At 65.5% G+C, this 13,295-nt stretch carries 14 protein-coding genes; 8 read left to right on the top strand and 6 right to left on the bottom strand.

Translation table 11 applies throughout. The features are described from left to right. Nucleotides 1–11 precede the first annotated feature (11 nt). From otsB to MYCSP_RS02475, 5 genes are all read left to right on the top strand, one after another. Nucleotides 12–2,543, top strand: a complete 2,532-nt coding sequence (gene otsB / locus MYCSP_RS02495; protein WP_083017743.1) for a trehalose-phosphatase — start codon at nt 12–14, stop codon at nt 2,541–2,543. Nucleotides 2,544–2,861: 318 nt separating this feature from the next. Then, complete coding sequence (locus MYCSP_RS02490) at nt 2,862–3,713, top strand: metal ABC transporter solute-binding protein, Zn/Mn family (protein ID WP_407661582.1); 852 nt, start codon at nt 2,862–2,864, stop codon at nt 3,711–3,713. Between the two features lie 7 nt (nt 3,714–3,720). Further along, complete coding sequence (locus MYCSP_RS02485; RefSeq protein WP_083017641.1) at nt 3,721–4,494, top strand: metal ABC transporter ATP-binding protein; 774 nt, start codon at nt 3,721–3,723, stop codon at nt 4,492–4,494. Then, nucleotides 4,487–5,317: a metal ABC transporter permease gene (locus tag MYCSP_RS02480; RefSeq protein WP_083017639.1), complete on the top strand. Its 831-nt coding sequence runs from the start codon at nt 4,487–4,489 to the stop codon at nt 5,315–5,317. The genes MYCSP_RS02485 and MYCSP_RS02480 overlap by 8 nt, the downstream gene beginning before the upstream one ends. 50 nt (nt 5,318–5,367) lie before the next feature. Next, the gene (locus MYCSP_RS02475; RefSeq protein WP_083017637.1) at nt 5,368–6,084 is read left to right on the top strand and encodes a LamB/YcsF family protein; all 717 of its coding nucleotides are present in this window, start codon (nt 5,368–5,370) and stop codon (nt 6,082–6,084) included. Here the strand turns inward: MYCSP_RS02475 and MYCSP_RS02470 are convergent. The 6 genes from MYCSP_RS02470 to MYCSP_RS02445 form a co-directional block, all read right to left on the bottom strand. Further along, the gene (locus MYCSP_RS02470; protein WP_083017635.1) at nt 6,081–7,079 is read right to left on the bottom strand and encodes a glycerophosphodiester phosphodiesterase family protein; all 999 of its coding nucleotides are present in this window, start codon (nt 7,077–7,079) and stop codon (nt 6,081–6,083) included. The genes MYCSP_RS02475 and MYCSP_RS02470 overlap by 4 nt on opposite strands. A gap of 92 nt (nt 7,080–7,171) precedes the next feature. Further along, complete coding sequence (gene rlmB, locus MYCSP_RS02465) at nt 7,172–8,119, bottom strand: 23S rRNA (guanosine(2251)-2'-O)-methyltransferase RlmB (RefSeq protein ID WP_070913509.1); 948 nt, start codon at nt 8,117–8,119, stop codon at nt 7,172–7,174. A gap of 2 nt (nt 8,120–8,121) precedes the next feature. Further along, nucleotides 8,122–9,534, bottom strand: coding sequence for a cysteine--tRNA ligase (gene cysS, locus MYCSP_RS02460; protein ID WP_083017633.1), 1,413 nt, complete (start codon nt 9,532–9,534; stop codon nt 8,122–8,124). A 48-nt stretch (nt 9,535–9,582) separates the two neighbouring features. Beyond that, on the bottom strand, nt 9,583–10,056 hold the full coding sequence (ispF, locus tag MYCSP_RS02455) for a 2-C-methyl-D-erythritol 2,4-cyclodiphosphate synthase (RefSeq protein ID WP_083017631.1): 474 nt from the start codon (nt 10,054–10,056) through the stop codon (nt 9,583–9,585). Further along, complete coding sequence (ispD, locus tag MYCSP_RS02450) at nt 10,053–10,730, bottom strand: 2-C-methyl-D-erythritol 4-phosphate cytidylyltransferase (RefSeq protein WP_167346524.1); 678 nt, start codon at nt 10,728–10,730, stop codon at nt 10,053–10,055. Before ispD ends, ispF begins: the two co-directional genes overlap by 4 nt. Next, complete coding sequence (locus tag MYCSP_RS02445) at nt 10,720–11,208, bottom strand: CarD family transcriptional regulator (RefSeq protein WP_005064991.1); 489 nt, start codon at nt 11,206–11,208, stop codon at nt 10,720–10,722. The genes ispD and MYCSP_RS02445 overlap by 11 nt, the downstream gene beginning before the upstream one ends. 381 nt (nt 11,209–11,589) lie before the next feature. On the opposite strand from MYCSP_RS02445, the gene MYCSP_RS02440 reads away from it, so the two are divergent. The 3 genes from MYCSP_RS02440 (at nt 11,590) to MYCSP_RS02430 (ending at nt 13,249) form a co-directional block, all read left to right on the top strand. After that, entirely contained in the window at nt 11,590–12,270 is a 681-nt protein-coding gene (locus MYCSP_RS02440; protein ID WP_083017739.1) for a hypothetical protein, read from the top strand. 76 nt (nt 12,271–12,346) lie between these two features. Further along, entirely contained in the window at nt 12,347–12,802 is a 456-nt protein-coding gene (locus tag MYCSP_RS02435) for an MmpS family transport accessory protein (RefSeq protein WP_083017629.1), read from the top strand. A gap of 81 nt (nt 12,803–12,883) precedes the next feature. Continuing rightward, on the top strand, nt 12,884–13,249 hold the full coding sequence (locus MYCSP_RS02430) for an MmpS family transport accessory protein (RefSeq protein WP_083017627.1): 366 nt from the start codon (nt 12,884–12,886) through the stop codon (nt 13,247–13,249). Nucleotides 13,250–13,295: the final 46 nt, after the last annotated feature.

Below are 13,295 nucleotides of genomic sequence, written 5' to 3'. Positions count from 1 at the left end.
CGGGACCCGTGGTGAGTGCCCAAGATCTGCCCGTGGAACTGCGCCGGGCTCTTTCCGAGGTCGCCCGTACCCCTCGACTGCTGGTGGCGTCCGACTACGACGGAACAATCGCCCCGCTGGTCAACAATCCCGATGACGCGCGCCCGCATCCCGAATCGACTACGGCACTGCGGGCATTGGCGGGACTGCCCTCGACGACCTCGGCATTGATCTCCGGGCGTGCGCTGCGAGACCTGGCGACGCTGTCGCGTCTGCCCGCCGAGGTGCATCTGGTCGGAAGCCACGGTTCGGAGTTCGACGCCGGCTTCGTCCACGCCATCGACGGAGACGCCAAGGCACTGCTGAAGACCATTGCCAACAAGCTGTCGGCCATCGCCGCCGAGTACGCCGGCGTGGCCATCGAGCTCAAACCCGCGAGTGTCGCGCTACACGTTCGCAACGCCTCCGATGAGGACGCCGATGCCGCGCTCAGTCAGGCGCTTTCGGTGGCGAACGGTTGGGGCGCGCAGGTCACCGAGGGCAAGAAGGTTCTCGAATTCGCCGTCATACCCACCGACAAGGGGCAAGCCCTCGATATCTTGCGCCACCAGGAGGGGGCAACCGCCGCGGTGTTCTTCGGCGACGACGTCACCGACGAAAAGGCGTTCAAGCGTCTACACGGCCCCGATGTGGGCGTCAAGGTCGGCGGTGGCGAAACACTCGCGCAGTACCGGATCCCGGACACCGAATCGGTGGGTACCGCACTGGCCTTTCTACTAGAAGAGCGCCGCACCTGGCTGCTCGGCGGGCACGCGACACCCATCGAGCGGCTCACCATGCTGGCCAACTCGCGCACCATCGCGCTGGTGAACCCCACCGGTGGCATCACCTGGATGTGTCACCCGGAACCCGATTCGGCGGCGGTCTTCGCCCACCTGCTCGGCGGGGACGAGGCCGGGCACTTCACGATCGGTCCCGCACGATCCGCGCTACCACTCGGCCAGAAATACATTGACAGCACCATGACTGTCGAAACACGTTGGGCCAGTTTACAAGTCACCGATTATCTGGCGCACGACGAGATCCCCGGGCGCACCGACCTGATTCGCGTCGTTACCGGCGAGGCCGACGCGGTGGTCACCTTCGCCCCCCGCCCCGAGTTCGGACAGACCCCAGTGCAGCTGGTGGCCGAGAGCGACGGCCTGCGCGTGCTGGGCACCAACGATCCGATCGTGCTGCGCGCGCCGGGCGTGACGTGGACCATCTCCGCCGATGAACAGAGCGCGACCGCGACCATCAGCCGCTCCAACCGGCCGATAGTTCTCGAACTGCGCTGCGGTACCGAGGATCTCGGCGAGAACCCGATTCCCGAATCCGAGCTGCGCGAACGCGCGGAATCCTACTGGCGCAACTGGGCCCAGACCCTGACGCTGCCGGACCGCAAGCCCGGACTGATGAAGCGCTCGGCGCTGACGCTGCGCGGACTGGTGCACGCCGAATCGGGCGCGATCCTGGCCGCGGCCACTACATCGCTGCCGGAAGACATCGGCGGCATTCGCAACTGGGATTACCGGTACTGCTGGCTGCGCGATGCCTCGATGACCGCGTCGGCACTGGTGGCGTTGGGATCGCTCGTCGAGGCCGAGGGGCTGCTGGGCTGGCTGCACCGAGTGCTGGAACACCTACCCGGCCCCGATCGCCTGCATCCGCTCTACACGTTGGCCGGGACGGTGCTGCCGCCCGAAGCCGTGATCGACTCGCTACCCGGCTATGCCGGCTCGCGCCCGGTACGCGTCGGCAACGCCGCCAATTCACAAGTTCAACTGGACGTCTTCGGACCCGTGGTGGAACTGATCCACGATCTGTCCCACGCGCGCAAGCGTCTCGGGCACGCCGATCCGCTGACGGCCGCCGATTGGAACCTGGTCTCCGACATGGTTCTTGCCGTCGAGCGCCGGTGGTACGAACCCGACCACGGCATCTGGGAAATCCGCGGCAATCCGCGTCATCACGTGTACTCCAAGGTGATGTGCTGGGTGACCGTGGACCGCGCGGTGAAGTTGGCCGCGGAGTTCGGATACGAAGCACCGTCGTCCTGGGCCGCGCTGCGCGACGAGATCTCCGCCGAGGTGGTGGAAAAGGGCTGGAACCAATCGGTCAACTCCTACACGGCGGCCTACGACGGCACCGACCTGGACGCCGCCACGCTGTACATCGGACTGTCCGGATTGATCGACCCCGCCGATCCCCGATTCACCGCGACGGTGATCGCCACCGAAGCCGAACTGCGCAGCGGTGCAACCGTTTACCGGTATCACCGCGACGATGGCCTGCCCGGCGGCGAGGGCGGCTTCCATCTGTGTGCAGCCTGGCTGGTCGAGGCATACCTACTCATCGGCGCACGGTCACAGGCCGAGCTGCTGTTCGACCAGCTGGTTAAGGCCACCGGCCCCACCGGTCTGCTCTCCGAGGAGTACGACCCGGTGGCCGAACGCTCACTGGGTAACCACCCGCAGGCATACAGCCACATCGGGCTGCTGCGCTGCGCGGCGCTGCTGTCCTAACTGGTGATTTCGCCGCGCTGGCCGGGGGTGCAGGCAGCTCACCCCGCACGCCACCGCCAAGCTCGTGACACCGAGCCGAAGTCTTCCCCGAGGTGCACTGGTGAGCAGCGTCGTCCCTGGTGCGGTGCCTCAGGCGATGACCGTGGCCGGGCGGTACACAACGCGATCACTGCTGCTACCGGCGTTGCGCGTGGCCTCAAGGCTCAGCGAACGCTGACACGTTTTGCACTCTTGCCACCCCATCGGCCATAATGAAAACCGTTTTCATTATTGGGCGACTGGAGGTATGCTGTGCTTGCTCGCGTTGCTGGGTTGGCTGTGTCGGTCGCAACCATCGGAACACTGGCTCTGGCCGGCTGCAGCCAGAGCACCCAGGGCGCCGGTCAGCCCGCTGTGGTGGCCTCGACCGACGCCTGGGCGTCGGTGGCCAAGGCCGTCGCCGGTGATCACGCCACGGTGACCGCATTGGTCAGTGGCGCCAACACCGATCCGCATTCATTCGAGGTGACCCCGGCGGCGGCCGCACAGGTACAGGACGCCACCCTGGTCGTGTACAACGGTGACGGCTACGACCCGTTCATCGACAAGCTCCTCAAGGACGGCCAGCCTCGGGTCAACGCCTACCAGCTTCTTCCCGCGGACTCGTCCGACAAGAACGAGCACGTGTTCTACAGCCTGCGCACCGCCGAGCAGGTGGCCAATCGCACCGCAGATGACCTTGCCAAGGCGGATCCGAACAACGCCGATGCCTACCAAGCCAATGCCAAAACATTTGGACAGCAAGTCGATTCCATAGCAAAGCTGCAAGATGAGGTCGCCGACAAGGACCGTGGCAAGGCAATCCTGGCGACCGAACCCGTGGCCAGTCACCTGGTCTCCCATTGCGCGCTGGTGGATCGCACACCCCACGACTTCGCCGAGGCGGCCGAGCAGGGCCAGGACCCCTCGCCCGCGGACGTCGCCACCGCGTTGGACCTGATCAACACCAAACAGATTGCGGCCCTGCTATTCAACCCGCAAACGGCCGGATCGGTCACCAACCGGATCAAGCAGGCCGCCGAATCCCACGGCATTCCCGTGGTGACGGTGACCGAGACCCTGCCCGACGGCACCGACTACATCACCTGGCAACGGCACACCACCGAGCAGCTCGCCACCGCCCTGAGATAATGGCCGAATGAGTACTGCGACGCTGCGCAGCGCATCGCTGAATCGTGGTGGACGCACCCTGTGGGAGGACCTGGATCTCACGGTCGAGCCCGGCGAATTCATCGCGGTGTTGGGCCCCAACGGTTCCGGCAAGACCTCGCTGCTGCGCCTGCTGCTGGGTCAGGTACCGCTCACCCGAGGCACCATGAGCATCAGCGGTGACCTCGGCTACGTCCCCCAGCACCGACTCGCCGACAATGCGCTGATCCTGCGCGCGGAAGATCTCGTGGGTCTCGGAATAGACGGGCATCGTTGGGGTTTGGCGGCATTCAACCCCGCCCACCGCGCGAGCCGGCGCGCCACGATCGATCTCGCGCTACAGCAGGTCGACGCGAGTCATCTGGCCACCAAGGCGATCTCGTCGCTGTCCGGCGGCGAGCTGCAGCGGGTGCGCATCGCGCAGGCCCTGGCGGGAGATCCCGCGCTCCTGCTCTGTGATGAGCCACTGTTGAACTTGGATCCGGCAAGTGCACAACAGATTTGCGCTCTGATCGACAAGCGCCGGCGTAACGCACAGACAGCCGTGCTGTTCGTGACGCACGAGATCAATCCGATCCTGCCGTATGTGGACCGGATCCTGTACCTGGTGGACGGGCGCTTCCGAATCGGCACCGTCGACGAGGTGATGACGTCCGAGACATTGTCCGAGCTGTACCGCACCCAGATCGACGTCGTGAAGGTACGTGGACAGTACGTGGTCGTGGGCGAGACCAATGAATGTGCCGAGCACGCCCATGAGTAACTTCTTCAACCTCTCACTCACCGCCGATCTGCTGGGCCGCGACTTCGTGCAACAGGCCATCCTTGCCGCCGTACTGCTGGGCCTGCTGTCGGGACTCATCGGACCGTTCGTGGTGATGCGGCAGATGTCCTTCGCCGTGCACGGTTCCAGTGAGCTGTCGCTGACCGGTGCCGCGGCAGCGCTGCTGGCCGGGGCCAACATCGGGACCGGCGCATTACTCGGAAGCGTGATGGCGGCAATCCTTTTCGGTGTCCTCGGACAGCGGACCAAGGATCGCGACTCGTCGATCGGTGTCGTCATGGCCTTCGGGCTCGGATTGGCGGTGTTGTTCATCCACCTGTACCCCGGGCGCACCGGCACCAACTTCGCTCTGCTCACCGGACAGATCGTCGGCGTCGGGTACAGCGGGCTGCTGATGCTCGTGGTGGTGAGTGTGGTGGTAGGCGCCGTGCTGGCCGTCACCTACCGGCCGATGCTGTTCGCCACCGTCGATCCCGACGTCGCCGAGGCGCGCGGAGTCCCGGTGCGTACCTTGGGGATCGTGTTCGCCGCTCTCGTCGGCCTCACCGCCGCACAGGGCGTGCAGATCGTCGGGGCACTGCTGGTGATGTCGCTGCTCATCACTCCGGCGGCGGCCGCGGCACGGATCACCTCGTCCCCCGCACGCGCCATCGGCTTGTCGATCGTCTTCGCCGAGATCGCCGCGGTCGGCGGCATCGTGCTGTCGCTGGCGCCCGGAGTGCCGATCTCGGTGTTCGTCACCATGATCGCCGTCGCGATCTATCTGCTCTGCCGCGTCATCGGACGGTACCGGCACGCTTGAGCGAGCTAGGCTCGCAGGGTGATGAGCCGCTGGCGCGAAGAACATCAACCATGACCAGTATCGACCTGAACGCCGACCTGGGCGAGGGTTTCGGTGTGTGGCGCCTCGGTGACGACGAGGCCATGCTCGACGTGGTCACCAGCGCCAACCTCGCCTGCGGCTTCCACGCGGGCGACCCCGCGACACTGCATCGCACCTGCCACGCCGCTGCCGCGCGCGGTATCCGCATCGGCGCGCAGGTGGGCTATCGCGATCTCGCGGGATTCGGGCGCCGGTTCATCGACATCGCCGCGGACGATCTGTATGCCGACATCGTGTATCAGATCGGTGCGCTCGACGCGCTGGCTCGCACCGTCGGATCGTCGGTGACCTATGTGAAACCGCATGGGGCGCTGTACAACACCATCGTGCACCACGAAGCGCAGGCTGACGCAGTCGCGCGCGCAGTGCGGGATGTCAACGCCGATTTCCCGGTGCTGACGCTGCCGCATAGTGCATTCGGCGACCGCGCACGTGAATTGGGGCTGCGGGTGGTCGCCGAGGCCTTCGCCGACCGGGCCTACCGCGAGGATGGCACCCTGGTGCCGCGCGGCGAACCGGGAGCGGTGTTGCATGACCCCGCCGCGGTGGCAGCGCGTGTTCCCGCTCTCAGCCGCACGGCTGAATCGCTATGCGTGCACGGCGATTCACCGGGCGCGGTGACGATCGCCCAAGCGGTGCGCACGGCACTGCTCGCCGATGGAATCGAGCTGGCCCCGTTCGTCTAGCGGTGATAGGCGGGCGGCAGCGGCAGGCCCTTCTCCGCCACGACCTTCCGCAGCGTGGTCGGGTAGTCGCTGATTATCCCGTCAGCACCGGCGTCGATCTGCGCCTTCATGGTTTCGGCGTCATTGATGGTCCAGGGAATGACCTTGAGCCCCAAAGAGTGGGCCTTGTCGATGAATTTCTTGTCGGCAACCAACGTGAAACCCGGGTCGCCCACCTTACCTCCATAGGGCACCGTGTATCCGGGCGACAAGATGGTGGCACCTATCTGCTTGGCCCCGTCGATCGGATCCTTGACGAGGGCGGGGTCCACGCCGCCCAACCACGGAGAGCCTGGGTACCAAGTGGTTTCGTCCCAGAGCGCCACTAGCGGGATGCCGGGTTCGGCCCGCTTGGTCATCGGCAGCGTGCGCCAATCGAAGCTCTGGATTTCCACCTTGTCGGTCTTGCCCGCCGCCCGGACCGCATCCAGGATGATGTCGACAAACACCTGCGGCTCCGCGGATTTCTGCGGCTCGGCTGCCTCCACCTTGGTCTCGATGTTGTACCGCACATCGGCGTGGTAGGAGTCGGCGAGAGCGAAAACATCTGACAGCAGCGCGATCTTGTCATTCTTGACCACCTCTGCTTGAGGGAAGTCCTTGAGCAGCTTGCCGCAGTCCAGGGTGTGCAGCTGCTCGGAAGTCAGGTCCTTCACCAGCTTTCCGACGTAGGGAAACTGCGGGTCGCCGGGTGTCACCGGTCCGGTGTCGGAACACTTCGTGGGTTCGATCACCGGGTCGTGCCAGACCATCGGTTTGCGGTCCTTGGAGATGACGATGTCGAGTTCGAGAGTGCTGACCCCGAGCTCAAGAGATTTGGTGAAGGCACGCAAGGATTCCTCGGTGGTTTCACCACGTCCACCCCGATGCGCCTGCAGGTCGAAGGATGTCGCTTCCTTATTGCCACAGGATGCCAGGGACAAAGTGGCGGCAAGAACGAGAACAAGGCGCTTCATGGCTGCACATTGTGCCCGAGATGACATCCATGCGAGAGAAACACCAGAAGACACCTACATGAATGTCATCTCGGCGCGGAGAACTGGGAGGACTAGCGGCGCTGGCGAGCGATGTCCGCGAGTACGACACCCGCGGCCACCGAGGCGTTCAACGATTCCACCGGCCCGGCCATCGGGATCGAGACCACGGCGTCGCAGGTCTTGCGGACCAGCTGAGACAGTCCCTTGCCTTCCGAACCGACGACCACGGCGATATCGCCCGCGCCGTCCAGATCGTCGAGCTCGGTATCGCCACCGGCATCGAGGCCGACAATCGTAAGGCCCTTGTCTTGCCAATCCTTCAGGGTGCGCGTCAGATTCGTGGCGCGCGCGACGGGAAGACGCGCCGCCGCGCCCGCACTGGTGCGCCACGCGACCGCGGTCACCGACGCGCTGCGGCGCTGCGGAATGACGACGCCATGCCCGCCGAAGGCCGCCACTGAGCGCACGATGGCGCCCAAATTGCGCGGATCGGAGATGTTGTCCAGTGCAACCAGCAGCGCGGGCTGTGCCTCTGCGCGGGCCCGAGCCAGCAGATCATCGGGATGCGCGTACTTGTACGGCGGAACCTGCAGCGCCAGACCCTGATGCAATCCGTTGGTGCTCATACGGTCCAGATCGGGGCGCGGCACCTCCAGAATCGCGATCCCGGCGTCGGCAGCCAACGACACCGACTCGGTCAGCCGCTCGTCGTTATCGGCACCGACGGCCACGTACAGCGCGGTCGCCGGCACGCCGGTACGCAAGCATTCCAGCACCGGATTGCGGCCCAACACCATCTCGGATTCGTCGCCCTGCTTGAGGCGACGCTGCTTGGCGTCGGCGACCTTTCGTTGGACAGCGGCACGTTTGGCCGCCGGATGCTTGGTCCGCTGCTCTGCCGGAGGCGTCGCGCCCTTGCCCTCCAGGCCGCGGCGGCGCACACCGCCGGAACCGACGGTGGGGCCCTTCTTGGTACCGGGCTTACGTACCGCGCCTCGGCGCTGAGAATTACCTGCCATTGCTACTGCTCTTCGTCGCTACTGGTAAGGGTCCATTGTGGGCCGTCGGCGGTATCGGTGATCTCCAGACCCGCCCTTTTGAGCCGGTCCCTGATCTCGTCTGCCAGGGCCCAGTTCTTTTCTGTCCGTGCCGTTTCTCGCCGCTGCAGCTCCGCGGTCACCAGCACGTCGACGGCGTTCAGCGCGGCAGATGTCTCATCGCGCGTTTCCCAGCGCTCGTTGAGCGGATCGCATCCGAGAATCGACATCATGGCGCGGATGCTCGAGGCCGCCGAAAGCGCTCCCTCGTGGTCGCCGGCATCCAGCGCCCGATTGCCGTTGGCGCGCGTCGAATGCACCTCGGCGAGCGCGATCGGCACCGACAGGTCGTCATCGAGCGCAGCCGCGAATGCGGGAGTCCAGGTGCCCACCGGCACCTCGCCGACCCGGACACGCACCCGGTGCAGGAAGTCCTCGATGCCACAGTACGCCTTGACCGCGTCGGCGAGCGCGGTCTCGGAGTATTCGAGCATCGAGCGGTAGTGCGCGCTGCCGAGGTAGTAGCGCAGCTCGACGGCCCGGACACGTTGCAGCACAGCCGGAATGGACAACACGTTGCCCAGCGACTTGCTCATCTTCTCGCCACCCATGGTGACCCAGCCGTTGTGCAGCCAATACCTGGCGAAGCCGTCACCGGCGGCACGGCCCTGCGCGATCTCGTTTTCGTGATGCGGAAAGACCAGATCCATTCCGCCGGCATGGATATCGAACTCCGGCCCCAGGTAGGCCTCGCACATCGCGACGCATTCGGTGTGCCAACCCGGACGTCCCGGCCCCCACGGAGTGGGCCAAGACGGCTCGCCGGGCTTGGCCCCCTTCCATAGGGTGAAATCGCGCGGATCGCGTTTTCCGGTGGCCACACCCTCGCCTTGATGCACGTCGTCGATCTTGTGCCCGGACAGCTGCCCATACTCCGGGTAGCTCAACACATCGAAGTAGACGTCGCCGCCGCTGGCGTAGGCATGCCCGGTGTCGATGAGCCGCTCGATCAGCTCGATCATCTGGGTGATGTGCCCCGTCGCGCGAGGGGAGACCGAAGGCGGCAGCACGCCGAGGGCGTCGTAAGCCTCGTCGAAGGCGCGCTCGTACGTGGCGGCCCATTCCCACCAGGGCCGGCCCGCGTCGGCGGCCTTGGTGAGGATCTTGTCGTCGATATCGGTGACGTTCCGGACGAACAGGACGTCATAGGCGCGGGCACTGAGCCAGCGGCGCAATACGTCGAAAGCCACGCCGCTGCGCACATGCCCGATATGGGGCAGACCCTGCACGGTCGCCCCGCACAGGTAGATGGAAACGGACCCGGGCTGCAGCGGCACGAAGTCACGCACGGCACCCACACGGGTGTCGTAAAGCCTAAGCGGAGCGTGACCGGTCACGACCAGCGAGCTTACAGCGCTGTGCCTGATTCTCTTCGCACTAGCTGCTCATCGGACGACGAGCGCCGTTGCCACCGCGGCCAACCCCTCGCCCCGCCCGGTCAGGCCCAACCCGTCGGTCGTCGTCGCCGACACCGACACCGGCGCCCCGACAAGACCAGACAACAGCTGCTGGGCCTCGCTGCGGCGCGGACCGACCTTCGGCCGATTACCGATCACCTGCACCGCGGCATTGCCGATCTGGAAACCGTTGTCGTGCAGCAGCTCTCGCACATGCGTCAGCATCTTGGCGCCGCTGACATTCGCCCATTCGGGCCTACCCGTGCCGAACACCGCCCCCACATCGCCGAGCCCGGCGGCCGAAAGCAGCGCGTCACACAGCGCGTGGGCGGCGACATCGCCATCCGAGTGCCCTTCGCATCCGTTCTCGTCGGGAAAGAGCAGCCCGAGCAGCCAGCAGGGCTTGCCCTGCTCGATGGGGTGCACATCGGTTCCGATACCCACTCGGGGCAATACGCTCATCGGTCACCCTCCCTGGTGCTCAGAATCGCCTCGGCCAGCGTCATATCCAGTGCCGTGGTGATCTTGAAGGCCAGCCGGTCGCCCTCCACCACATGAACGCCCTCGCCCATCTGCTCGACAAGAGCGGCGTCGTCGGTGGCGACGTCTCCGGCGGCCGCGTACGCACGCCTGAGCACGTCGGCCGCAAACCCTTGAGGTGTCTGCACGGCACGCAGACTGGCGCGATCGGGCGTACCGCTCACCGTGCCCTGCGCATCGATCGACTTGATGGTGTCGGTTACCGCGATAGCCGGGATGACCGCCCCACGCCCTTCACGCAGTTCTGCGACGATGCGGGCGATCATGTCCGGAGGGGTCAACGGACGGGCGGCATCGTGAACCAAGATCCAGTCGGCCGCAGCCACGGCGGCCAGACCGGCTCGCACCGAATCGGTGCGCTCGGCGCCACCCGGCACCACGGTGGCCGCGGCGCCCACCAGGGCTGCGGCCCTCTCGAGCTGATCAGCCCCGACTACGACGACTACGTCGTCAACGGCCCCCGATGAGAGCAGGCCGTCGACACAACGTTCAAGCATTGTCCGGCCACCGACGGTCACGAAGGCTTTCGGAACATCTGCACCCAGCCGCACACCGAGACCGGCGGCCGGAACTATCGCCGCCGTCCTACGAGGCAGCTGCGAGCACCTCGTCGAGGATGGTGTCGGCCTTGGCGGCGTTGGTGTTCTCGGCAAGCGCGAGCTCACCGACCAGGATCTGACGGGCCTTGGCCAGCATGCGCTTCTCGCCGGCGGACAGGCCGCGCTCCTGCTCACGACGCCACAGATCGCGAACGACCTCGGCAACCTTCTTCACGTCACCGGAAGCCAGCTTCTCCTGGTTGGCCTTGAATCGACGAGACCAGTTGGTCGGCTCTTCGGTGTGCGGCGCCCGCAGTACCTGGAAGACCGTGTCCAGGCCCTCGCGGCCCACCACGTCACGGACACCGACATATTCGGCATTTTCTGCAGGCACACGAACCGTGAGGTCTCCCTGGGCAACCTTCAGGACGAGATACTCTTTCTGCTCGCCTTTGATGGTTCGGGTCTCGATCGCCTCGATGAGCGCTGCACCGTGATGTGGATAGACAACGGTGTCGCCGACCTTAAATATCATCTTGTTTCGTGCCCCTTTCGATACCCAATTCTAACACGGCGTATCTCGACCTGCCCACCAACGGTGCAGGTCAGGGGCATTGCAGGTGAACCCTCGGGGTTGACAGGGTGACGTTTTCGTGCATCCAGCACCCTGTGGAGGCCTCGCCGACGCGGCCATAAACCAGCCCTCACGAGCGGTAATCCAGGTCACATCGGTTCCCAGGCGGCGAACTGGGACACCGGATACGGATGGCCTTCGCACACGTGGATCATCCCGAGAACGACGCGAGTGCCCCGCTGTTTTCGTCCGCACAAGGCACCTACTACTGTCTATAGGAGATATCGGCCGCAGGTGGATTTCGGACACGTCCGGAGCCGCTTTCGAATCAGGGAGATGCCTGTGTTTCGCACTCGGTCCCAGCGCAGCACCGCTCGCGCTACCGCATTTCTTGGTGCCGCTGTTCTCGCGACTGCCCTGACCGGCTGCGGTGCCGGACAGATCTCGCAGACCGCGAACCAGTCGTCGGCGATCAACGGCGGCAGCGCCAACCTCGGCAAGCTGGCGCTGCGCAACGTGCACCTGGTCGGCAGCCCTGACCCGGTGAAGCAGCGTGCCGGCCAGAAAGCCGAGCTGGTTCTGGTCATCACGAATGAATCCGCCGATGTCAACGACAAGCTCACCACCATCACGTCCCCCGACGACATCGGCAAGGTGACGCTGACCGGAGACACCGAGATCCCCGCCACCGGACGTCTCTTCGTCGGTGCAGCTGAGGGTCAGGAGCCAGCCGCCGAAGCCAAGGCCCCCGAGGTCGCCACCGAGACCGAGACCGCTGTTCCGGTGGCCCCCGAGACCAAGGCCCCAGAAGCCAAGGCGCAGGCCTCTTCTGACCCGGCCATCAAGCACGGCAAGGCCCAACTGCAGCTGACCAAGGATCTGGCGGACGGCCTGACGTATCGATTCACCTTCACGTTCGAAAAGGCCGGGGAGGTCACCGTCACGGTGCCCATCGACGCCGGTCCGAGCGCACCGCGCCAGCACATCGAGAACAGTGGCGGCCATGAGGGTGGCGAACACTAACACAGTCTCGTAGCGAGGGCCCGGGCCGGCGATCTGCCGTACCGGGCCCTCGCTTTTTTCGTGCTAGCTTGCGCCCATGAAACGGCTCTTCACCTGCGCAGCGGCGGTGGTCATGATGAGCGTGGTGCTCACCGCACCGCCCGCGCATGCGGCGCCTCGCACGGTCACCTACCGGGTGTGGGCCGAGTACGGACCTCTCGTCGCGGCAACCATCGGCTACAACGATGCCGATGGCGCCCGACGTGGTGCGATGAATCCGCAGTTGCCGTGGGGCAAGGACATCACCTGGACCGACGACACCAAGCATCCCCTCATCAATGTCACCGGATACAACACCGGCGACGGCCCGCGCATCTTCTGCGAGATCCTCATCGACGGGCAGGTAGTCGACCAAGACGATCGTGTGGAACTGGCCACCTGCAGCTACGCCACCGACGGCCTGCCTCGCGAGCATTGCCAGCGCGGCAACTCCGGTTCCATCGTCGGCATCTTGACCAAGGTGGACGGTGACCCCTGCAGTCGGGCTCAGTGACGCCGACGGTGTGACCATTCGCCCCATTTGCCCACGCCTCCGTGATAACTTCCGGCGCAAAGCCTGAACCAGGAGGACACCGTGAAGCGAACGTTGGCAGCGGCCACTGCGGCAACGGCGGCGATCGGCCTGCTCCTTCCCGGAACGGCGCAGGCCGCGCCCCCCAAGGTGACCTACCTGGTCTGGGCTGCGGGCAAGACACCACAAGCAGGCACCATCAGTTACGGCGACTATTCCGGAACGCCGCAGGCCGTCAATGACGTCAAGTTGCCGTGGTCGGTAACCGTGGCCTGGCCCTACAAGGACACCGTCAAGCAGGTGACGGCGATCTGGAGCTCGGGGCACATCCACTGCCGGATTCTGGTGGACGGGCAGACGGTCCTGTCCAATGACGGTGAGAAGACCGTGAACTGCCAGGACCGCATCGTCCCGCTGCCGCCCGACTAGGGCGCCTCGGCCCGATGTCCGGTTTTGTCACACCCGACGGCTAACG

The organism is Mycobacteroides saopaulense (assembly GCF_001456355.1).
GTDB classification, from domain to species: domain Bacteria; phylum Actinomycetota; class Actinomycetes; order Mycobacteriales; family Mycobacteriaceae; genus Mycobacterium; species Mycobacterium saopaulense.
The sequence above is the reverse complement of the archived record's forward strand: the minus strand, read 5'-3'. Positions and strand labels throughout refer to the sequence as shown.